The sequence below is a fragment of the Kitasatospora sp. NPDC038210 genome (assembly GCF_055600605.1).
The window spans coordinates 34,654-54,524 of sequence record NZ_JBVJYK010000026.1 but is presented as its reverse complement, the minus strand read 5'-3'; the positions used below and the strand labels follow the sequence as shown (position 1 = coordinate 54,524).

Sequence of the window (19,871 nt, the reverse complement as noted above, 5' to 3'; positions counted from 1 at the left end):
CCGGCCCCACCGATCAGATCCGGTCGGCATCCCCGCCGGGGACCAACGACCCTCCCCCGGCGCCCACCGCGGCGACACCATCGATGCCATGACACCTGACACCACCCCGCTGGACGGGCGAGAGTGCCGACGGCTCCTCGCCGGCCTCTCGGTCGGCCGGGTCGTCTACACCCTCGGTGCCCTCCCCGCCGTCCAACCCGCCCGGTACCGGCTCGGGGCCGACGGGAGCGTGCTGCTGAGCACCGCCGCCGGGTCCGAGCTGGTCCGAGCGGTCGCAGGCGCGCTGGTGGCCTTCGAGGCCGGGGAGCTCGACGCGGCGGACGGCACCGGCTGGAGCGTGACCGTCCTCGGCCGCGCCGACGTCACCCCCGAGGGGGCCGTGACCGGTCCGACCGGCACGGTCACCGTCCGCATCCTCCCGGAGCTGGTGAGCGGCCGCCTGTTCCCGCCGAGCCGGGCGGTCCCACGCTGATCGAACCGATGACGGGCGGTCCCACGCTGATCGGACCGACGACGGGCGGTCCGACGCCGACCGACCCACCGGCCTCCGGCCGCCCGGACGACGCGACGAACGCGCCGCCGCAGGACCGGATCAGTGTGCCAGCGGCACCGACCAGGACAACCTGGTCCCGCCGGCCTCCGGGGCGGCCAGCTCGAAGACGCCGCCCAGGGTCTCGGCGCGTTCGGCGAGGTTGCGCAGTCCGCTGCGCCGCCCCTGTTCCGGAATGCCCACCCCGTCGTCCTGCACCGTGAGCACCACCCGCGACCCGGTCGCCTGCAGCACCACCTCGACCCGCCCCGCCCGCGCGTGCCGGGCCGCGTTGCTCAGCGCCTCCCCCAGAACCGCCACCACGTGGTCGGCCACCTCCGCGGGCACGTCCGTGTCCAGCAGGCCCTCCATGCTCAGCCTGGGCGGGAAGCCCAGCGCCGCCTGCGTCTCCTCGGCCACCCGCACCACGCGCGACCGCAGGCCCTGGCCGCCCTTCTCCTCCCGCGCCCGCAGGCCGAAGATCGTCGACCTGATGATCTTGATGGTCTCGTCCAGGTCCCCCACCGCACGCAGCACCCGGTCCGAGGCACCGGGGTGGTCGATGACCCGGGCCGCGCTCTGCAGCGTCATCCCCGTCGCGAACAACCGCTGGATGGCCAGGTCGTGCAGGTCCCGGGCGATCCGGTCACGGTCCTCCAGCATCGCCAACTGCTCGACGTCCCGACGGCGTTCCGCCAGCTCCAGGGCGAGCGCGGCCTGGTCGGCGAAGCCCAGCAGCGGGCCGGTCTCGCGGTCGGTGAACTCGGGTCGGCCGGCTTCCCTGGCCAGCAGCAGCACGCCGTCGATCTGCCCCTCCGCCCGGCCCAGCGGCACCGCGACCGCCGGTCCGAGCCCGGCGAAACGGCGCGGCTCGGCGAACAGCCGGGGATCACCGGCCAGATCCACCGTCGTCACCGACACCCCCGAGGCGAAGGCCGTGCCCGACAGCGACCCCTCCAGCGGCACCACCAGGCCCTCCCGGCCGGCCGCGTCGCCGCCGAGCGCCAGCTCCACGCGGAGCGCTCCGGTCCCGGCCGCCGGCACCGAGACGTCGGCCAGCTCCGCGCCGGTGATCTCCCTCGCCCGCTGGGCGATCAGCTCGAACACCTCGGACCGGGAACCGCCGGACAGCAGGGCGCGCGTGATCTCGGCGCTCGCGCTCAGCCACCGCTGCTGGCGCTGGGCCTCCTCGTACAGCCGGGCGTTGTCGATCGCCACCCCGGCGGCCACGGCCAGGGTGGAGATCACCGCCTCGTCGTCGGCGTCGAACTCCTCGCCGCCCTGCTTGTCGGTGAGGTAGAGGTTGCCGAAGACCTCCTCGCGCACGCGCACCGGCACGCCCAGGAAGGTCCGCATCACCGGGTGGTGCGCCGGGCAGCCCACCGACGACGGATGCTCGGAGAGATCGGCCAGCAGCAGCGGCGCCGGGCGGTGGATCAGCTCCCCGAGCAGGCCACGGCCGGTCGGGTACGGGCCGATCCGGGCGATCTCCTCCTCGGACAGGCCCACCGTGAGGAACTGCGACAGCGTCTCCCCGTCCGGCCCGATCACCCCGAGCGCCGCGTAACGGGCGTCCACCAGGACGGCGGCAGCCTCCACGATCCGCCGCAGCACCTGCGTCAGGTCCAGCTCCCGGCCGACCGACAGCACCGCCTCCAGCAGGCTGTGCACCCGGTCCCGGGTGCCCCGGGCCGCGTCGATCCGCGCCTGGAGCTCCTCCAGCAGCTCGTCCAACCGCAGCTGCGGCATCCGTGACCGCACCGTCTCGCCGCCCACGGGCCCTCCTCGTCGCCGAACCGCGTTGCCGAAGCCGCATTGCCGTGACCGCGCTGCCCGAGTCGCGTTGCCGCAACCGCATTGCCCAAGCCATGACGCCGCAACCGCGCTGCCCAAGCCGCGGCTGATTCTCGCAGACGGCCGTCCGGTCCCGGGACCTTCGGTACCCGGGTGGGGCTGCTCGGCCCCTGTGGCCGACCGTCGGTCCGGCGGGAGTCTGGTCGCCGGACGGGACCGCGCCCACGAGTGCCGTGGCCCTCCGCCGACCAGGGAGGTCTCAGCGATGTCACGCGGCGTGGTGGTGGGGATCGACGGCTCGACCGAGAGTGCGGCGGCGGCCGAGTGGGCCGCCCGCGAGGCCCTGCGGAACGGGCGCGCGCTGCGGATGGTCCTGGTCGCCGGCGGCGAGGTGGACGCGCTCGACCGCGACCTCGGCGGCGACAGCACGCTGCCGGGCCCGGTGGCCGCGATCCGGGACCGCATCGCAGCCGAGCTGCCCGGCCTGGCCGTCTCCTGCGAGATCGTCCCCGGGAACCCGGCGTACGCGCTGACCGCCACCGCCCGGCGGGCCCCGGTGCTGGTGCTGGGCTCGCGCGGGAAGGGCGGCTTCGCCGACCTCCTGATCGGCTCCGTCAGCTTGCGCGCCGCCGCCCGCGCGGACTGCCCGGTGGTGCTGGTCCGCGCCGGGTCGGACGGCGGAGCCGAGGCGGACGGCCCGGCCGCGACGCCCGGACCCGTCGTCGTGGGCGTCGAGGGCGACCGGCCGTGCGACCCGGTGCTCGCCTTCGCCTTCCGGCACGCCGCCGACACCGGCGCCGCCCTGCGGGTGCTGGAGAGCCGGGACACGTTCCGCGGCCCGTCCGCCACGGAGGCACCGGTGGACCGGTGGCACATCGGGCAGTCCTTGGCGGCCGCCGAACGGGCCCGGCTGCAGGACACCCTGGAGCGCTGGCAGGACGAGTTCCCCGACGTCCGTACCGAGGCGGAGGTGTGTGCCTGGAGCGCGAGCAGAATGCTCGTGGAGGCGTCCCGCACCGCCTCGCTGGTGGTCCTCGGCCGGCGCTCCCCCAGGCACCCGATGGCCGGGCCCCGGCTGGGCCCGGTGGCCCACTCCGTGCTCCACCACGCCCACGGCCCCGTTGCCGTCGTACCCCACCACTGAGCCGGTCACCTGCCGCGCCGGGACCGCCCCGTCCCGGCCGTGCCGGGTGCGGGCAGCGAGCAGCGGGCTACGGGCCGGACCGGTCGCGCGGGGCCCGCGGTGGCCTTGAAGGTGGCGACCGGCTGTGCATGACTGGAGGGAGCAACGCTCCCGGCCGACATCGAGGTGCCCCGGATGGGATTCATCGGCACGGTGGGGCTGGTACTCCACCCCGAGCGCACCTGCGCGCCCACCGTCGAGGCCGTGGTCCGTTGGAGCCGGGCCCGTGGGACGAAGGTCCTGGGGCTGGCGGCGGAGGTGGCCAGGATCGGCTGCGAGGCCATTCCGGTCGGGACCGAGGAGCTGGCCACGAGCGCCGACCTGCTGATCAGCCTCGGCGGGGACGGCACCATGCTGCGCGCCATGCGGCTCGCGACCGGGGGCCAGGCGCCGGTCCTGGGCGTCAACGTCGGACGCCTGGGCTTCCTCGCCGAGGTCGACATACCGGAACTGCCCGCCGCGCTGGACGCCGTCGACGCCCAGCGGTTCACCGTGGAAGTCCGTTCCGGCGTCCACGCCCGCTTCGGGACCACCCGGGAGACGGCGCTCAATGACGTCGTGCTGCTGCGCAGCCCGGGCCACAGGTCCGCGGCGGTCGCCGTGCGGGTCCAGGGCGAGCCCTTCGTCGACTACACCGCCGACGCGGTCGTCGCCGCCACGCCGACCGGCTCCACCGCGTACAGCTTCTCCGCCGGCGGCCCGATCGTCTCCCCCAACGCGGAGGGGCTGCTGATCACACCCGTGGCTCCGCACGCCGCGTTCAACCGCTCGGTGTTCCTCTCCAGCGGCGAGCGGCTCGACCTGGAGGTCCTGCCGCACAGCGGCGACCTCGCCGTCGAGGCCGACGGCCTCCTGGTCGGCCGTGTCGTACCCGGCGACCACGTCGCGGTGACCATGGTGCCCGCCGCCGCACGCGTCGTACGGCTCGGCCGCACCACGTTCTACCAGCGGGCCCAGCGCAAGCTCCGGCTCACCGGCTCGGCGGAGCACGACTGACTCCCCGGGGCGTCAGCGGCGGCGGAGGCGCGCGCGACGGAGGCGGTGCACGCGGCTCAGGCGGCGCACGCGACGCAGGCCGGCTGCCGGGGTCAGTGGGCGGCCAGGGCGAAGGCGTCGGCGGTCTCGTCGCGGTTCCGGCCCTGGCCGAGCAGGACGTGCAGGAGCAGGCGGGCCTTGTAGGCGTCGAGGTGGCCGCCCCGGATCAGTCCGCGGGCCAGCAGGTCCTTCTCCGAGCCGGGGAAGCCGTACGTCCCCTCCAGGACCGGCCCGTTGCCGATGCGGCTGGCGAGGACGACCGGGATCCGGGCCGCGGCCCGTTCCAGGACGGCCACGAAGCCCTCGGGGACGTGGCCGACTCCGAACGCGGCGACGACGAGCCCGTCGCACGCCCCGGCCATCGCGGCGAGGAGGGCGCCGTCGTCGCCGAGCGTCGCGGTGTACAGGCCGACGCGGGCCGGGGGCCGGATCGTCGGGCCGGCGAAGGTCGTACGCGCGGCGAGCGGGCCGTGGAGGTGGACGCGCCCCTCGTAGAAGCGGCCGAGGGGCCCGGTCGCCGGGGAGGTGAACGCGGCGGGGCTGGTGGTGTGGGACTTGCGGACGGTGCGGGCGGCGTGGATCTCGTCGCCGAGGACGACCACCGCGCCGGCGCCGCGCAGCTCGGGCGCCGCGGCGGCGATGACGGCCGCGTGGATGTTCGCCGGGCCGTCCGCGCCGGGCAGGGTGGGGTTGCGCATCGCCCCGGTGACCACGATCGGCTGCTCGCCCGGGTGCAGCAGGTCCAGCAGGTAGGCGGTCTCCTCGATGGTGTCGGTGCCCTGGGTGACCACCGCGCCGTCGCAGCCGGACCGGAAGGCCTCGGCCAGGGCGTCCGCGAGCGCGCCCAGGTCGTCGAAGCCGAGGGAGGCGCTGGGCAGGCGCCGGAAGTCGTGGACCCTCAGCTCGACGTCGAGGCCCTGCAGGGCGGGGACGGCGGCGAGGAGGTCGTGGGCGGACAGGGCCGGCACGACGCCGCCGGTGGCCGGATCGGCGGTCATGGCGATGGTGCCGCCGAGGGAGAGGATCGCAACCGCCTTCGTGCCCAACGTCGTTGTCTCCTTGTCGGGGTGTCCGGGTGCCCGGCTCTCCCGAGGTTGCGGGTGGCCGCCGGGTGGCTGGGGGCAATCTACCGGCTCGTGGCATGCTGTGACGATGCTCCTGGCACGTCATGGAACCAGCGTCGAACTGCGCCCGCTGCGCTACCAGTTCCCCGCGAAGAGCGGCGACCCGTACGACGACAACTGGCTCGTCGTCGAGGGCAGGGTGAGGACCCCCGCCGGCGGATGGTCGTTCCAGGATCCCGCCCTGCTGACCTCCGAAGGCCGCGAACTGTCGTCCTGGCTGCGCGCGGTCGCCGCGGGCAGGGTGGCCGTGGCGGAGCCCGACGAGGAGGGCGACCTGTCGCCGAGCCTGTCGTTCCTGGAGCCGCACCTGGCGTTCAGCCTGGCCGGAAGCCCCGACGGGCGGTCGCTGGTGCGCGTCCACCTGTCCCTGGAGGCGGCACCGCCGTGGCAGCGGTGGGACGCCGACGACGCTCCGGACATCTACCAGTACGCCGTCGAAGTAGCCTGCAGAAAAGAAGAGTTGCTGCAGGCCGCCGACGCGTGGGAGCACGGAATGTCGTCGTTCCCGTCCCGCTGAACGAGCGTCCCTGCCGTACCGGAGGCCGGACGGGAAGCCGTACCGGAGGCCGGACGGATTGATCCGGCCTCGAACCGGTCCGTAGAGTGCCCCGACGCCGCCGCGCGGACGGCGCACGGGCAGCACACGGGGTACGGGGGGATCATGGCGGACGGTTCCGGCCACGCGGCCCGGACAGGCAGCGCGGCCGAGGGGCGGGCCCGGGGGCGGGGGCGGACCCCGCTGCGGGCGGTGGCGCTGTCGGTCGTCCTGGCGGCGGCCCTGACGGCCTGCGGGTCGGACGGGCCCGACCGCGGCCGGGTGCTGCGCGCGGACGAACGCGCGGTGAGCCTCGCCGTCGGCCAGCGGTTCTCGATCGCCGTCCGGGACAACGCCTCGGCCGGCGACTCCTGGAGCATCGAGGCCCCTCGGCCGGACGCCGCCGTGGCGGTCGAGGTCGACGAGCGCGTCGACCTCCCCGAGGAGGCGAGGACCGCGGACGGCGTCGGCGGCACCCGCTACTACACCTTCGAGGCCAAGGGCCGCGGGACCACCGCCGTCACGCTCCTCGACTGCTTCCGCGGACTCTGCCACCGCCCGGCCCTCGGCGACGAGGACCGGAAGCGGGTCGTGCGCGACACCTACACGGTGACGGTCCGGTGAGCACCGACTGGCTCGACCGCGCGGCGAGGCTGCGGCGCTGGACGAACAACGGCGTCCGCGCTCCGCACAAGCCGCTGCTGCTGCTCTACGCCCTCGGCAGCCACCAGCAGGACGCCGACGGCGAGCTGCGCTTCAGCGCGGTCGAGGGTGAGCTGAAGCAGCTGCTCGCCGAGTACGGGCCGTCGCACCCGACGACGCCCGCCTACCCGTTCCACCACCTCGTCAGTGACGGCGTCTGGGAGGTCCGGACCGACCGGGGCCCCGGAAGCCCCGGGAGCGGCGTCGGCGTCCTCCGCGCGAGCGGCGCCACCGGCAGGCTGGCGCCGGGGCTGCGGGCCGCACTCGCCGAGGAGCCGTCCCTGCTGGGCCGGATGGCCAGGGTGGTGCTGGACGCCCACTTCCCGGCGTCCCTGCACGCCGACCTCTGCGAAGCCGTCGGCCTCGACCTGGAGCGGGCCGGAACCGGCTTCGTGGGCGCAGCCGACCCCGGTGCAGCCGACCCCGCGGCCCGGCGGCAGCGGGACCGTCGTATGCGTGAACTCGTGCTCACCGCCTACGAGTTCCGCTGCGCGTTCTGCGGCTACGACGGGGCCCTCGGCGCGAGCACGGTCGGGCTGGAGGCGGCGCACGTCCGCTGGTGGTCGCACGACGGGCCGGACGAGGTCGACAACGGCCTGTGCCTGTGCTCGCTGCACCACAAGCTCTTCGACAAGGGCGTCCTCGGCCTGGGGGAGGACCACCGCATCCTGGTGTCCCAGCGCTTCGTCGGCCGCAGCGAGGCCAGCCGCCGGTACGTGCTCGCGCTGTCCGGACGCCCCGTCATCGGGCCGCAGCCCGGGAACCCGCCGGTCGCGGCCCGGCACCGGCAGTGGCACGTGCGGCAGGTGTTCCACGGCACGCCCCGCCCACCCGCGGAGGCGGCGCACACCGGCTGAGGGACGGGCGGGCAGGGAACGCAGCGGTGGCCGCCTCCCTGCGGCGGATCGCCACCGGACCCCCTCCCGTCACTCTGACCGCGCACCGACAGCGGGCGGGGTCCTACCAGTCACCCCCGCCCGCCGTCGGCGGACCTCCCGCCGTGGGCGGCCCGGCCGGCCCACCTGCGCCGGCGGACGGGACCTCCGTCGAGGCCCGCAGCAGCAGGTCGCGCAGGGCCGTGGCGGTGTCCAACGGCTCGGCGGGGGTGAGGACGACCTGGTCGACGGTGGTCGACGGGCCGGCGAGGGGGATGACCCGCAGGCCGGGTGGCCGGTGGTCGAGCGCGGACTCGACGGTGATGCCGATGCCCGCTCCCGCGGCGACGTGCGCGGCGATCGCGTGCACGCTGTCGGCGGTCCTGATGATGCGCAGATCGGCACCGCCGATCCGGAAGGCGGACAGCAGGCGGTCGCAGAGGCCGCTGTTGATCTGGTGGGGCCAGGTGAGCAGGTCGGTGGTGGACAGGTCGGACGTGCTCAGCCCGGTGCGCCCGGCGAGGGGGTGGTCCGCGGGCACGAGCGCCACGAACCGCTCGGTGGACAGCACCCTCGCGCGGACGCCGGTGACGCCACCGGTCGCCCAGCCGATGCCGAGCCCGATCGTCTCCGCCCGCAAGGCGGTGAGCTGGGCGGTGGTCGGCATCGACTCCGGCACGATCGTCACATCGGGGAAGCGGTCGCGCAGTTGCGGCAGGCAGCGCAACAGCAGCTGGTGACCGGTGTACTCGGCATGGGCGACGACGAGGGTGGTGCGGGCCCGGTCGCCGGCGGCCAGGGCGCGTCCGCGCTGCTGGAAGCGGCGCAGCTGGGCGAGGGTGGCGCGGGCGTCGGGCAGGAGCGCTTCGCCGAGGCCGGTGAGTGAGACCCGGCGGCTGGTGCGGTGGAACAGCCGTCCGCCCAGGCTGCTCTCCAGCCGTCGGACGGCGTCGCTGACGGTGGGCTGGCCTCGGTGCAGGCGCGCGGCGGCGCGGCCGAAGTGGAGTTCCTCGGCGACGGCGACGAATGCTTCCAGTTCGATCCTGTCCACGGGAGCAGGCTAGCGCGATCGATCGGTGTCGCCGATCGCTGCATGCCGGAGTTCGGCGTTGATGGCGCGGCGCGCACGGGCTGTGATGGGTGGGCAGGCCGACGAGCAGGCCTGCGAGCAGGACTTTCCCACGATCGGAAGTAGTGAAGAGTCATGGCAGTCAAGGACGTTGACCGCGAGCAGGATGCGCCGACGGTCACCGTGACGGTGGTCTACCACTCGGTGCACGGGCACACCCGGGTCCTGGCCGAGCACCTCGCCGGCGGGGCGCGGCGGGTGCCCGGCGCCGACGTGCACCTGGTCGAGGTGCGGCCCGAGGACGTCGTCGCGGGCCGTTGGCACGACGCCGGGGTGATGGAGCTGCTGGAGCGCTCCGACGCGATCGTCTTCGGCTGTCCGACGCTGATGGGCAGCGTGTCGGCGGTGTTCAAGGCGTTCATGGAGGCGGCGTTCACGCCGTTCGTCACGCAGGCATGGAAGGACAAGCTGGCCGGCGGCTTCACGATGTCCGCCTCGCAGAGCGGTGACAAGCTGGCCGTCCTGGAGCAACTGGCGGTGTTCGCCGCACAGTTGGGCATGCAGTGGATCGGCGTCGGCGACATGCCCGGCAACAACTGGAGCGGCGGCTCGCGCGACGACGTGAACCGGCTGGGCTCGTGGCTCGGCCTGATGAGCCAGAGCCACGCCGACCAGGGGCCGGAGCGGGCCGGCTCGCGTGGCGACCTCATCACCGCCGAGCGCTACGGCGAGCGGATCGCCCGGCTGACCCAGCGGTGGGTCAACGCCCTGCCGTACGACACCCCCCGGATGACCGAACACGAGGCCCGCGCCCTGTCGGCGTCCCTCCGGGAGACGGACGACGCGCCGACGGCCCTGACCGGCGCCTGACCCCTGGCCTGACCCGGCGTCCGACCCGTCGTCGGTGCTGTTCCGGCACCGCCGCCGCCATCGCTGTCGCCGGGGGCGTTCGGCAGGGTCCCCGGCCGACGGCGGCACCGGGCCCGGTGCCGCCGTCGGTCACCGCCTGTTTCTCAGGCCGGAGTCGTCGGCGCGGTAGCGGTAGCCGGGCAGGGTGGTGCCCTCTGCTTGCAACAAAGAGGACTGTAGCCCCCCGGATCCCCAGAAGCAAATATCTGTGCTTACGATGGGGGCATGACCGACAAGCAAGCGCCCGCACGAGTGCGCAGGAGCCCCGAGCAGGTCCGCGAAGCCGTCCACCAGGCGGTCATCGACCTGCTCTCCGACCCGGACGGCGAGGACCTCAACATCCCCGCGATCGCACAACGCGCCGGCGTCAACCACACCAGCGTCTACCGGCGCTGGGGCAGCCTCGACGCCCTCCTGGCCGACATGGTGACCACCCGGCTCGAACGCGACTCACCCCTGAACGACACCGGCAGCCTGCGCGGCGACCTCCTCGCCTGGGCCCAGGCCAGCGTCGCGAGCATCCGCACACCCCAGGGACGCGCCCTCGTACGCGCCGTCGTGCTGTCCATGCCGAACAGCACCCAGGCCCAGGACGAGCGCGCGCAGCACTTCCGGCGCCGGATGCGCTCCATCGAGCAGATCCGCGAGCGGGCGACCGCCCGCGGCGAGGACCCACCGCCCCTGGAACAGATCCTCGACCAGCTCATCGCGCCGTTCTACGTCCGGGCGATCTTCGGCATCGACCCGCCGGACCACGGCTACCCCGAACTCCTGGTCGGCAGACTGCTCGGCGACCGGAACGGACCGGGCCCGAGCAGTGCGCCCACGGCGGCGTAGGCCGTCCGGCGGCGGGTTCCTCCGCGGGCCGCGGGTGCTACCAGTTGGCCCAGGTGAGGTTCCAGCCGCCGAGGCCGTTGTCGGGCGAGACGGTCTTCTCCTTGGTGTTCACGACCGTGACGACGTCGCCGATCATCGAGCTGTTGAAGAACGACCCCGCGGGGGAGGTGTCGCTGCCGCCCTCCACGTCCTTGAGCGCGACGCAGCCGTGGCTGGTGTTGGCCTTGCCGAACGGGTCGCCCTTGTACCAGTAGTTGCCGTGGAGGTAGGTGCCGCTCCTCGTCAGCCGCATCGCGTGCGGGACGGCGGGGATGTCGTACTCGTTGCCGAGGCCCACCGTCTGGGAGTTCATGTGGGTGACCTTCTCCTTGGACATGATCACCATGGTGCCGCCCCACGACGCGTGCTTGTCGTCGCCGAGGGTGGCGGGCACCGTGGTGGACTTGCCGTCCCGCACGATCGTCATCTGGTGCGTGGCGGCGTCCGCGGTGGAGATCTGGGAGCGGCCGATGGTGAACGGCTCGTCCTTGTCGACGTCACCCCACACGCCGGGGGCGACCTCGACGTTCTTCAACCGGTAGTGGATGGTGACCTTGGTCCCCGGCTTCCAGTAGTCCGCCGGACGGAAGTCGAGCCGGTCGTCGCCGAACCAGTGGCCCTTCACCTCGGTGCCGTTGTCCGTCTCGAAGGTGATGGCCTTGGCGACGGCGTCCTTGTTCACGACCTTCGTGCTGAAGTCCACCTTGACGATCATGCCCACGCCGTAGGTCTGGCCGTCGGCGATGTTGTCGTTGGTGGACACCTGCTTGCCGGGCGGGACGGTGGTGAAGGCGCTGGTGGCCGCGGACAGCAGACCGTCGGCGTCCTTCGCCTGGGCGTTCACCGTGTACGCCGTGCCGGGGGCGAGCGCCGCGGCGGGCTTCCAGTCGGTGCCGTCCGGGGTGATCGAGCCCGGGACGGGCTTGCCGTCCTTGTCGGTCACGTCGACGGTGGTGAGCTTGCCTTGGGAGACGGACACCCGGAGGGCGGTCGGTGCGACTCCCTGGGCCCCGTCCTTCGGCTCGACGTCCAGCACCGCGGTCGACGTCTTGGGCGTCGCCGCGGCGGCCGCCCCGCCGGGGGTGCCGGAGGCGGCGGCGTGAGCGCCGTCGCCCCCGCCCTGGCCGTCGCCGCAGGCAGCGGACATCAGCAGGACCCCGCCCATGGCCAGTGCCACCGCGCCGCGGTGGAAACGGTCGTTGGTGCGTATCGCGGCCCGGGCCGCCCGAACAGTGCTCACAGTCGCTCCCTCTCGGTGTTCGCCGGAAGCTTGTGCGCCGGTTCGTCCCCGCCGCAACGGCGGGCCGCCGATCAGGGACGCTGGGACGCTTCCACCCCCTGTGACCTGCGAAGATGTAACCTTCCTGGGACGCGCTCGCGGGACGATCCCGCGGGACGCCGGGAGGGCGCGGCCGGTGCCGCCGGCCTCCCCGGGGGAACCGCGGGGCGGTCTGCAGCGTGCTTGTCTGCCGGAGCCCACGTCAGCCGGCGCCCCGGTGGCCCGGCGGTCGGCGACGGCCGGAGCCGGGGGCGCGATCACCGAGGAGTGCACGAGCGGGTGGAGGACCAGTGCCAGAGGGGACCGGGGATTTGACGGCGGCGGACGAGGTCGGGCGGCTGCTCCAGGAGCTGAAGAGCCGGTCGGGGCTCAGTTACGGCGCGCTGGCGAAACGGCTGCACGTGAGCACGTCGGCCCTGCACCGCTACTGCAACGGCGACGTGATGCCGGTGGAGTACGACCCGCTGGAGCGCCTCGCGCGACTGTGCCGGGCGACACCGGAGGAGCGCACCGAGCTCTACCGGCTGTGGGTCATCGCCCACGCGACGCGCGGGAACCGGCAGGCGCCCGCACCCGGTCCTGCGACCCCCGGGCCCGTGGCAGCGGTGGCCCCCGCGGCACCGGAAGCGGAGCCGGAGGCGGAGGCCGAACCGCAGGCCGTACCGGAACCGCCACCGGCCGCGGGAAGCGTCGCGGAGGACGGGACGGCCGACCCGGCACGCACCCCCGCCGTACCGCCACGCCGGCGCGTGCGCCGGGGTGTGCTCGCCGCGGTGACGGCTGCCGCGGTGCTCGCCACCATCGGGGCCGTCGCCACCGGCCTCGGGCCCCACCGGGGCGGTCGCCCCGCGTCCGCTCCCGCCCCTGCGGCGGACGCCGGGCCGTCCACCGGATCCCCGGCCCCGCTCCCGATTCCCGGCGCCACGGCCGCGCCGGTCACCGCGGGCGCGACCCCGTCGGGGTCGACCGCCGCCGCCGACCAGGGAGCGAGCGCGCCGATCACCGTCACGGTCCGCCCGTCCGGCTGGGTCAGCGCATGCGACCAGTACGTGGTCAACCGCCCGCCGTCGGAAGTCCCCAGGCCGCCCGCGGTGGCGGACGTCTCCGCCTGGGCCGCCAGGGTCGGCGCGGTCCCCGGCCACTACCAGTCGATCGAGCTCGCCGTGCAGGGCACCGGCAGCGACACCGTGGTACTGACCGCCCTGAACGTCCGCGTCGCCCGGATCGCGGCCCCGCTGGCCTGGAACGCCTACTCCATGGGCGAGGGCTGCGGCGGCGGGGTCGACAAGAAGTCCTACGACATCGACTTCGACGCTGCCCGCCCCCGTCCGGTCGTCAGCGAGGGCAGCACCGGCCTGCCGGTCAAGGTGAGCGAGGCCGACCCGGAGGTCATCCAGGTCAATGCCGAGACCGTCGCCCACGACGTCAGCTGGTACCTGGAACTGGAGTGGTCCAGCGGCAACCGGAAGGGCACGCTGCCCATCGGCCTCGGCGACGGCACGCCGTTCCGCACCAGCGCGGTCAAGGGCCGGCCGCTGTACAGCTATCCGATCGGCGGGAAGGCCTGGGAGCCGAGCCCTTTCCGGCAGTGACGACCGGGCGGCGGGAAACGGAAGCGGTCCGTCGGGTGTCCCGGCGGACCGCTCCGAAGGATTGCGCCGGCTAATTCCTCTTGATCACTTTGCCCGCGTACCGGAATCCCTTGATGCTCGCCGGAGCGATCTTGAGCGCATTGGCGGCGATCGAAACGAGCATCTGCACGTTCTTCAGCGTCCCCTGCGTGTTGAACCCGTGGGCCCGGTGGTGGTCGTCGTGGATGTGGAGCGTGTGCTCCAGTGCCCCGTTGGCGTCGTAGATCTCCACGGTGTACTCGTGATAGTCGACCATGATTTCCCCCAATTCGACGGAGGTGCGTCCGCGGCGGAAATCAACGTAGCAGGCGGGAAGAATCGAGTCAGTATCACCCGACTGGCGCGGGAGGTGCATTCACGGCGTGCCGAGGGGCGCATTCGGGGGCGCATCCGGAAACCGCGGCCATTTGTGCCGTGAACATGACGGAGAATGCAGTCCGGACGGCTGTGCGGGTTTCGCCGAGGAATTCCTGACGTGCGCCGATCGATGTCGCCGACGGGCGCAGCCGGGCGTCGCCGCCACAACTGCGCGCCCGGGTCGCTTCGGTCGCTCGACCCCTCCCGGCTGCTTCAGGCGGGAACGGAGCCCGCGCCGCCGGCGGCCGGATCCGGGGCACGGAAGGTGCGACGGTACGCCGACGGGGCGACTCCGGCCTCCGCCGCGAGGTGCCGTCGCAGCGAGGTGGCGGTGGCGAACCCGACCTCGTGGGCGACGCGTTCCACCGGCAGATCGCTGGACTCCAGCAGGTGCCGGGCCCGCCGCAGCCGCTGCGAGATCAGCCAGCGGCCGGGGCTCAGACCGGTCTCCTCCTTGAAGCGCCGGGCGAAGGTACGGGTACTCATCGCCGCGTGCGCGGCCAACTCGTCCAGCGACAGCGGTAGTTCGAGCCGCTGCAGGGCCCAGTCGCGGGTCGGCCCGGTGCCGGTTGCGCCCGTCGGCGGCAGTGGCCGCTCGATGTACTGCGCCTGCCCGCCGTCCCGGTACGGCGGCATGACGCAGAAGCGGGCGGCCTGGTTGGCGACCTCGGTGCCGTGGTCCTGGCGCAGCAGGTGCAGGCAGACGTCGAAGCCGCTGGCCGCCCCCGCCGAGGTCAACACGTCGCCGTGGTCGACGAAGAGAACGTCGGTGTCGAGCTCGACCCGGGGGAACAGTTCCCGGAAGCGGTCGCTGAGCGCCCAGTGGGTGGTGGCCCGACGCCCGTCGAGGAGACCGGTGGCGGCCAAGAGGAAGGCACCGCTGCAGATCGACACCAGACGGGTGCCGGGCCGGACGCCGGACAGCGCGTCCAGGGCCTTCGGGTCCGTGGCGGCGGCCGATCCCCGGCTGATCGCGTACCCGGGGATGATCACGGTGTCCGCCTCGGCCAGCACCTCGGGGCCGTGCCCGGGGGTGACGGTCAGGTCCGAGACGGTGCGCACGGGCTTCCCGTCCACGCTCGCGGTCACCACCTCGTAGCGGTCACCGACGGAGCCCAGGACGTGTTGAGGTATGCCGAGTTCGAAGGGGTAGATCCCGTCGAGTACGAGGACGACCACCTTGTGGGCCCCGGGCCGCGGTCCCGGGCGCAGCGCGCGATCCGGTTCGACGGTGCGACCGGCTGGGTCGCGGGCGCCGGGAGTACCGGGGGCGGCGTGGTCGACGGGCATGGCGTGAATGTATCGGAGGCTGACCTTTCCGCCATGGTCGGGGCCGGGCTGGAACGGCAAGGATCGAGGCACGACCTCGACGGAGACCTTGAGGACCTCGATCTCCTGAGCCCTCGTCGGGATCGATCGATCCGAGTGTCCATTCGCAGTCGGACCCGTCCGACCGAGCACAGGAGGTTTCCATGGCCAAGGGCTACTGGGCCAGCGTCTACCCCGTCATTTCCGACCCCGAGAGCCTGACTGCCTACAACGAACTCGCCGGTCCGGCCGTCCGGGCCGGCGGCGGGCGCGTCCTGTCCCGCGACGGCCGAGTCGTCGCCCACGAAGCCGGAATCACCTCACGCGTCGTTCTGATCGAGTTCGACAGCTTCGAACAGGCCGTCGCGACACACGAGAGCGAGGCGTACCAGAAGGCCCTGGTGGCCCTCCCCGACGGCTTCGAGCGCGACTTCCGCATCGTCGAAGGCATCGACTGACAGTGATGACGTTCATGGTGACGCCGCCTGTGGGGTCCGACCCTTCGAACCGACTGACGTCCCGACTGTCCTGTTTCGGATTTGTCGGCTCATCGGTGGCGTCACCACGCACGCGGCTGCCTAGTACTCCGGGCAGCCGTGCAGGAGTTCGGCGAAGGCCTCGCCGACGGCGCCGAAGGGGAGGATCCGCAGCGCGGTGTCGTAGTCCGAGGTACTGATGACGTAGTACTCGGCGAGGTAGGAGAGGTCGTCCCAGGGCTCCCAGCTGTGGGCGCGCAGCAGGACCCGGCCGCAGCGGGTGCACTCGATCCACGGCACCAGGAGCAGGTCGGCGAGTTCCGGCTCGCGCCAGCCCGTCACCACGTCGACCCCGTCACCGCCGGCCGCACCGTCACCGGCCGTACCGTCACCGCCACCGTCGTTCCCGCCGCCTGCACCCTGACCGTCGCCCGCGGCGCCGCCGTGGCCCTCCGCGTCGAGGAGCCGCACCGGGGCGGGCACGCCGTCGTCCGGGCAGCGCAGGATGCCGGGCGTCAGGTGCCCGCGCCCGCCCCACTGCTCGGCGAGCACGGCTATCTGCGCCCGGTCCGCCCCGCCGATCGGGACCTGCCGGGCGAGCAGCCCCCCGACGAGCAGGTCGAGCCCGCACTCCTGCTCCCCGATCAGCCAGCAGTCCTTGACCTCCTGGCGCGCGGGCTCCGGCAGGAGATCGGCGATCCGGTACCAGCGGGCTTCGTCTGCGTCCATGGACCGGACCCTAACGCCCCCCACCGACAGTCCCCGGGCGGCCGTCGCACGACCCTTCCTCAGGATTCGCCTGACCCGGGGCGGTGGACGGACTACGCTGCGAACGTGCAGTGTCACGTTTCGTAGCCGCCAGCGGAGGAGTCCCGTGTCATCGCCCTGCGACCCCCAGTTCGCTCCCGTCGGCGACGTGAGCGCCGCGCTCATGGTCGTCGACTCCCGGCTCAAGGCCGTCTACGACGGCAAGACGGGGACGGACTCCGAACAGGAGCGGATGATCAAGCAGTTCGCCGCCTCCCTCGGCGCCACGGGCCTCGACGAGCTGGTCGACGGCACGTGCACCCTCATCTACGTGTTCATGAACTGGCTGCGGGGAACGCTGGAACGCCAGGAGCAGGACGTCGTGGAGTACGTGGTGCCCAGCCTGGTGGCCACGATGCGCATGATGCCCAGGACCTTCCGCCCCGAGGTCGTCCCCATCATGGCCGGTCTGCTCATCGCCGCCGGCACCGGCCTGAGCCCCTCCCTGTGGCGGGCGCAGTACGGGCCCTGGACCGGGGACGAGATGAACCCCCTGGAGGCCCTGGCCGTGCTGCTCGCCGAACACATCAACCGGGTCGCCGGCAACAACGACCACGGCTTCGCCACCCGCCTCGTCGCCGACGCACTGTCCGAACTGGACGAGGAGGACTGACCGGGGAACGGAACCCGGCGGCGGCCACGGCCGCGAGCGGGTTCTCCCGCCGTCCGGTGCAGCCGTGTGGCGCCGCCGCCGGGTGGATCGTGGATGATGGCGGGGTGTTGGTCATGGTGGAAGCAGTGCCGTCGGCCCCGGCGGAGCCGATGTTCGTTCGGGTACGCTCGGCCGTCGGCAGCGCGGTGGTGATCTGGCGGGGAGCCGCTGAGGCGGTGGGCCGGGAGCACCGTGTCGAGTGGACCGTGGACGAGGACGTCGTCTGGGCCGGGAACGCCCGGCCGAGCCTGTCGGCCACGCCCGAGGTGCGCGAGGACGGCGATCACACGGTGCTGCGCGGGGTCCTGAGCCTCGACGAGGACGGCGTGGCCGTCCTGGACGTGGGGGGTGCACTGATCATGTTCGAGCTCGCCGAGGCCGGCGGCGGCCGCCCGCCGCTGCCTGACGGTGTCGACGGGTCGTGGGTCGAGGTCCGTGTCGCACGGGACACCACCAGCGTCTGGCCCTACGCGCTCTGACCGTCGACGGCTGGTGGTCGCAGGGCTGCGGGCGGCAGGGCTGCGACAGCCGGGCTGCACCGTCTCCCGTCGGGCCCCCGTACCGCTCCCGTGGCCGGCATCACCGGCCACGGGAGCGGTACGGATCAGTGCCCCGTGACCGTCAGCCGTCGGCGTTGCCGTCCGCCGCGCGGTCACCCGTGAGCTCCACGACGAAGCGGTCGGCGGCCTCCACCAGTCTGCGGTTCGCCCGGTCCGACCGGTCGGCGACGGTGCGGAAGGCGCCCCGAACGTCGCCGTCCAGCAGCTCGCAGGTGACCACCAGGGTGTTCTCCGCGGGCAGGTGGTGCCGGTCCAGCCGCTGCTGGACCGCGTCCATGCCCTCACTCGCCAGCACGTCCCGCAGCTCCTCGGTCAACGGGGCAAGCCACCGGGCGCGCAGTGCGTACTCTCCACGGTCGGCGAAGGTCGGGCGGAGCGCGGCGAGCAGCTCCGCCGGGTACTCCTCGACGGGCCCGGCGAACTGCGGGTAGTCCTTGGCGAACTCGTCCCAGTCGACGTAGAGTCCGCTGATCTGCTGCGGAAGGAGCGGCCAGCGCGACCAGTTCTCGTCGGATCCGGTGAAGACCTGGCGCAGCAGGTCGTAGGGCGCCTCGGCGGTGCGCGAGAGCAGGATCGCGTCGTAGAGGTCCTTCCCCTGGGGGTGGTTGTCCGACACCAGCCAGAGGATCTTCCAGGCGAGGGAGAGCTGTGGCGTGGCGGCGAGCAGCGGGCCGGTGACGCCGGGGAGGCGGTAGGCCTGCGGTTCGACGGGCAGGTGCTCGGTGAAGACGAAGTCCAGCTGGACCGTCCCGCCCGGGACGCCCGGCGCCGACCACGGCAGGACGAGCCTGCGCCCGGGAATCCTGCTGTACGTCCAGATCTCGTCGCTGACCGCCTGGTCCGCGTGCAGCCGCACCGTGCCCGAGAGGCGTTCGGCGCCGGCGGCGAGCTCTTCGAGCATGCGGTCGGTGCGCTCGTCCTCCAGTTCCCACTCCACCGGGCGGACCACGAAGTCCAGGTCACCCGGCTCCCGTGCCTGCTCCCCGTACCAGGCCCGCAGCAGGATGCTTCCGCGCAGCACCAGGTGGTCCGCCCACGGCGATTCGGCCACGGCGGACAGAACGGTGTTCAGCGCCTCGCGCCGCGCGGCGAGCCAGGGCTCGGCGAGTTCCGGGTCGGCGAAGGCCGGTTCGCTGGGCCGGAGGGCCATGCTGTACCCGGCGAGGGCGGGGTCGAAGACCGGCTGCTGGCTCACCGCCTCGTCGTCGATCGGACGGATGCTCCTGGGCAGGTCCCGGTCCTCGCGGACGTCCTCGGACGGCGGCCGCCTGGGCAGCACGACGCCCTGCCACGGGCCGTACTCCAGGTCCTCCCACCCCACGGGTGACTGCGGCTGCGATTGCGGCTGGGACTGGTCCCCGGTCATCTCGGCTCTCCCTCTCCGTACGGCCCGGCACCATGCCCGGGCTCGGCTATCCACCCCGCGTCCAGGGCCTCGTCGCTGTCCACGACGACGAACTCGCGCTCCACCGACACCACGTCGCGGCCGTCGTCCGCGAGGTCCCCCAGCAGTGCCGCCAGCCGGCGGCCCGCGGTGTCCAGGCCGACGAGGCGGCACCGCTGCGTCACGAACCACTCGCACCGGCCGTCCTCGCGCACCCGGCGCGGATTGCGCGACAGGTGCGCGGCGTGCCGGTCCACCAGTTCGGCGAGGCGGGCTCGCCGTCCGGCGTCCCCGCCTTCCCGGGTCGGGCCCGGAAGCAGCAGCTTGACGTGGTGTTCGAAGTACCGTCCGGCCCCGTGCCGCACGGCGTCCTCGTCCGAGGCCGGGACGCCCTCCGACCACGGCGTGGCCTCGATCTTCGCCCGCAGGACGGTGAACCCGGCCCGGTCCAGCCGGCCCGTGACGCGGGCGGTCTCCGCGGCGACCTCCTCCAGCGTGCCGCCGGCGCGCAGGGTGAGCATCGGCTGCGAGGGCGACGCACCGCGGTCCAGCAGGATGTGGGTGAACTTCACGCCGTGGTCGTCGGCCCACGCGGCCAGCGCGTCCGCGGCACCGGGCCCCACCGTCAGGTGCACCTCGAAGTCCCCCCGGACGTCGGGCGGATCGGACGGGACGGGCCGGGCGGTGGGCCGTGGGTCAGGACGAGTGGCGAGCGTGGCGAGCATGGGGAGCATCCTGCCAAGCGCCTCTGACAACGGCTCATGCCGCCGGCGCGCAGCGGTGGCC

The 19,871-nt window shown here is 73.5% G+C and carries 21 protein-coding genes; 12 read left to right on the top strand and 9 right to left on the bottom strand.

The window, feature by feature from the left end:
* The first annotated feature begins 88 nt into the window (after window positions 1-88).
* Window positions 89-472, top strand: coding sequence for a pyridoxamine 5'-phosphate oxidase family protein (locus ACZ7KX_RS35015; protein ID WP_470330023.1), 384 nt, complete (start codon window positions 89-91; stop codon window positions 470-472).
* 120 nt (window positions 473-592) lie between these two features.
* On the opposite strand, the gene ACZ7KX_RS35010 is transcribed toward ACZ7KX_RS35015, so the two are convergent.
* Window positions 593-2,278, bottom strand: a complete 1,686-nt coding sequence (locus ACZ7KX_RS35010; RefSeq protein WP_470330070.1) for a GAF domain-containing sensor histidine kinase — start codon at window positions 2,276-2,278, stop codon at window positions 593-595.
* 310 nt (window positions 2,279-2,588) lie between these two features.
* Between ACZ7KX_RS35010 and ACZ7KX_RS35005 the strand changes: the two genes are divergently transcribed.
* Complete coding sequence (locus tag ACZ7KX_RS35005) at window positions 2,589-3,467, top strand: universal stress protein (protein ID WP_470330022.1); 879 nt, start codon at window positions 2,589-2,591, stop codon at window positions 3,465-3,467.
* 174 nt (window positions 3,468-3,641) lie between these two features.
* A complete protein-coding gene (locus tag ACZ7KX_RS35000; protein WP_470330021.1) occupies window positions 3,642-4,502 on the top strand; it encodes an NAD(+)/NADH kinase in 861 nt (286 codons plus the stop codon).
* A gap of 92 nt (window positions 4,503-4,594) precedes the next feature.
* On the opposite strand, the gene ACZ7KX_RS34995 is transcribed toward ACZ7KX_RS35000, so the two are convergent.
* Window positions 4,595-5,587 (bottom strand): asparaginase, encoded by a 993-nt coding sequence (locus ACZ7KX_RS34995; protein WP_470330020.1) that lies wholly within the window; start codon window positions 5,585-5,587, stop codon window positions 4,595-4,597.
* Window positions 5,588-5,693: 106 nt separating this feature from the next.
* Here ACZ7KX_RS34995 and ACZ7KX_RS34990 point away from each other — a divergent pair, with 106 nt between their 5' ends.
* From ACZ7KX_RS34990 to ACZ7KX_RS34980, 3 genes are all read left to right on the top strand, one after another.
* A complete protein-coding gene (locus ACZ7KX_RS34990; protein WP_470330019.1) occupies window positions 5,694-6,182 on the top strand; it encodes a WapI family immunity protein in 489 nt (162 codons plus the stop codon).
* 144 nt (window positions 6,183-6,326) lie between these two features.
* On the top strand, window positions 6,327-6,824 hold the full coding sequence (locus ACZ7KX_RS34985) for a protease inhibitor I42 family protein (protein ID WP_470330018.1): 498 nt from the start codon (window positions 6,327-6,329) through the stop codon (window positions 6,822-6,824).
* Entirely contained in the window at window positions 6,821-7,759 is a 939-nt protein-coding gene (locus ACZ7KX_RS34980) for a phosphorothioated DNA-binding restriction endonuclease (protein WP_470330017.1), read from the top strand. Before ACZ7KX_RS34985 ends, ACZ7KX_RS34980 begins: the two co-directional genes overlap by 4 nt.
* A 103-nt stretch (window positions 7,760-7,862) precedes the next feature.
* On the opposite strand, the gene ACZ7KX_RS34975 is transcribed toward ACZ7KX_RS34980, so the two are convergent.
* The gene (locus ACZ7KX_RS34975) at window positions 7,863-8,828 is read right to left on the bottom strand and encodes a LysR family transcriptional regulator (protein ID WP_470330016.1); all 966 of its coding nucleotides are present in this window, start codon (window positions 8,826-8,828) and stop codon (window positions 7,863-7,865) included.
* A gap of 153 nt (window positions 8,829-8,981) precedes the next feature.
* On the opposite strand from ACZ7KX_RS34975, the gene ACZ7KX_RS34970 reads away from it, so the two are divergent.
* Both ACZ7KX_RS34970 and ACZ7KX_RS34965 read left to right on the top strand, forming a co-directional pair.
* A complete protein-coding gene (locus ACZ7KX_RS34970) occupies window positions 8,982-9,716 on the top strand; it encodes a flavodoxin family protein (RefSeq protein ID WP_470330015.1) in 735 nt (244 codons plus the stop codon).
* A 264-nt stretch (window positions 9,717-9,980) separates the two neighbouring features.
* Window positions 9,981-10,592, top strand: coding sequence for a TetR/AcrR family transcriptional regulator (locus tag ACZ7KX_RS34965; protein WP_470330014.1), 612 nt, complete (start codon window positions 9,981-9,983; stop codon window positions 10,590-10,592).
* 37 nt (window positions 10,593-10,629) lie between these two features.
* Here the strand turns inward: ACZ7KX_RS34965 and ACZ7KX_RS34960 are convergent, their stop codons facing one another.
* Complete coding sequence (locus ACZ7KX_RS34960; protein WP_470330013.1) at window positions 10,630-11,871, bottom strand: L,D-transpeptidase; 1,242 nt, start codon at window positions 11,869-11,871, stop codon at window positions 10,630-10,632.
* Window positions 11,872-12,200: 329 nt separating this feature from the next.
* Between ACZ7KX_RS34960 and ACZ7KX_RS34955 the strand changes: the two genes are divergently transcribed.
* Complete coding sequence (locus ACZ7KX_RS34955; protein WP_470330012.1) at window positions 12,201-13,502, top strand: helix-turn-helix domain-containing protein; 1,302 nt, start codon at window positions 12,201-12,203, stop codon at window positions 13,500-13,502.
* A gap of 70 nt (window positions 13,503-13,572) precedes the next feature.
* On the opposite strand, the gene ACZ7KX_RS34950 is transcribed toward ACZ7KX_RS34955, so the two are convergent.
* The gene (locus ACZ7KX_RS34950) at window positions 13,573-13,797 is read right to left on the bottom strand and encodes a hypothetical protein (RefSeq protein WP_470330011.1); all 225 of its coding nucleotides are present in this window, start codon (window positions 13,795-13,797) and stop codon (window positions 13,573-13,575) included.
* Window positions 13,798-14,111: 314 nt separating this feature from the next.
* Window positions 14,112-15,188, bottom strand: a complete 1,077-nt coding sequence (locus ACZ7KX_RS34945; RefSeq protein ID WP_470330010.1) for a GlxA family transcriptional regulator — start codon at window positions 15,186-15,188, stop codon at window positions 14,112-14,114.
* Window positions 15,189-15,370: 182 nt separating this feature from the next.
* On the opposite strand from ACZ7KX_RS34945, the gene ACZ7KX_RS34940 reads away from it, so the two are divergent.
* Window positions 15,371-15,664, top strand: coding sequence for a DUF1330 domain-containing protein (locus ACZ7KX_RS34940; RefSeq protein WP_470330009.1), 294 nt, complete (start codon window positions 15,371-15,373; stop codon window positions 15,662-15,664).
* A gap of 120 nt (window positions 15,665-15,784) precedes the next feature.
* Here ACZ7KX_RS34940 and ACZ7KX_RS34935 read toward each other — a convergent pair whose 3' ends face one another.
* Entirely contained in the window at window positions 15,785-16,411 is a 627-nt protein-coding gene (locus ACZ7KX_RS34935) for a hypothetical protein (RefSeq protein WP_470330008.1), read from the bottom strand.
* Window positions 16,412-16,556: 145 nt separating this feature from the next.
* Here ACZ7KX_RS34935 and ACZ7KX_RS34930 point away from each other — a divergent pair, with 145 nt between their 5' ends.
* Window positions 16,557-17,102 carry a hypothetical protein gene (locus ACZ7KX_RS34930; RefSeq protein WP_350520734.1) on the top strand — a complete coding sequence of 182 codons (546 nt, stop codon included), beginning with the start codon at window positions 16,557-16,559 and terminating at the stop codon, window positions 17,100-17,102.
* 113 nt (window positions 17,103-17,215) lie between these two features.
* Window positions 17,216-17,620 carry a hypothetical protein gene (locus ACZ7KX_RS34925; protein ID WP_470330007.1) on the top strand — a complete coding sequence of 135 codons (405 nt, stop codon included), beginning with the start codon at window positions 17,216-17,218 and terminating at the stop codon, window positions 17,618-17,620.
* A gap of 142 nt (window positions 17,621-17,762) precedes the next feature.
* On the opposite strand, the gene ACZ7KX_RS34920 is transcribed toward ACZ7KX_RS34925, so the two are convergent.
* Complete coding sequence (locus ACZ7KX_RS34920) at window positions 17,763-19,067, bottom strand: nucleotidyl transferase AbiEii/AbiGii toxin family protein (protein ID WP_470330006.1); 1,305 nt, start codon at window positions 19,065-19,067, stop codon at window positions 17,763-17,765.
* Complete coding sequence (locus tag ACZ7KX_RS34915) at window positions 19,064-19,810, bottom strand: hypothetical protein (protein WP_470330005.1); 747 nt, start codon at window positions 19,808-19,810, stop codon at window positions 19,064-19,066. Before ACZ7KX_RS34915 ends, ACZ7KX_RS34920 begins: the two co-directional genes overlap by 4 nt.
* Between the last annotated feature and the right edge of the window lie 61 nt (window positions 19,811-19,871).

Bases quoted from the DNA above. Each gene is read 5' to 3' on its own strand.
- ACZ7KX_RS34950 (WP_470330011.1), bottom strand. From the start codon at position 13,797: ATGGTCGACTATCACGAGTACACCGTGGAGATCTACGACGCCAACGGG.
- ACZ7KX_RS34990 (WP_470330019.1), top strand. From the start codon at position 5,694: ATGCTCCTGGCACGTCATGGAACCAGCGTCGAACTGCGCCCGCTGCGC.
- ACZ7KX_RS34940 (WP_470330009.1), top strand. From the start codon at position 15,371: ATGGCCAAGGGCTACTGGGCCAGCGTCTACCCCGTCATTTCCGACCCC.
- ACZ7KX_RS34920 (WP_470330006.1), bottom strand. From the start codon at position 19,067: ATGACCGGGGACCAGTCCCAGCCGCAATCGCAGCCGCAGTCACCCGTG.
- ACZ7KX_RS34945 (WP_470330010.1), bottom strand. From the start codon at position 15,188: ATGCCCGTCGACCACGCCGCCCCCGGTACTCCCGGCGCCCGCGACCCA.
- ACZ7KX_RS34965 (WP_470330014.1), top strand. From the start codon at position 9,981: ATGACCGACAAGCAAGCGCCCGCACGAGTGCGCAGGAGCCCCGAGCAG.
- ACZ7KX_RS35000 (WP_470330021.1), top strand. From the start codon at position 3,642: ATGGGATTCATCGGCACGGTGGGGCTGGTACTCCACCCCGAGCGCACC.
- ACZ7KX_RS35015 (WP_470330023.1), top strand. From the start codon at position 89: ATGACACCTGACACCACCCCGCTGGACGGGCGAGAGTGCCGACGGCTC.
- ACZ7KX_RS34935 (WP_470330008.1), bottom strand. From the start codon at position 16,411: ATGGACGCAGACGAAGCCCGCTGGTACCGGATCGCCGATCTCCTGCCG.
- ACZ7KX_RS34925 (WP_470330007.1), top strand. From the start codon at position 17,216: ATGGTGGAAGCAGTGCCGTCGGCCCCGGCGGAGCCGATGTTCGTTCGG.
- ACZ7KX_RS35010 (WP_470330070.1), bottom strand. From the start codon at position 2,278: ATGCCGCAGCTGCGGTTGGACGAGCTGCTGGAGGAGCTCCAGGCGCGG.
- ACZ7KX_RS34970 (WP_470330015.1), top strand. From the start codon at position 8,982: ATGGCAGTCAAGGACGTTGACCGCGAGCAGGATGCGCCGACGGTCACC.
- ACZ7KX_RS34985 (WP_470330018.1), top strand. From the start codon at position 6,327: ATGGCGGACGGTTCCGGCCACGCGGCCCGGACAGGCAGCGCGGCCGAG.
- ACZ7KX_RS34915 (WP_470330005.1), bottom strand. From the start codon at position 19,810: ATGCTCGCCACGCTCGCCACTCGTCCTGACCCACGGCCCACCGCCCGG.
- ACZ7KX_RS35005 (WP_470330022.1), top strand. From the start codon at position 2,589: ATGTCACGCGGCGTGGTGGTGGGGATCGACGGCTCGACCGAGAGTGCG.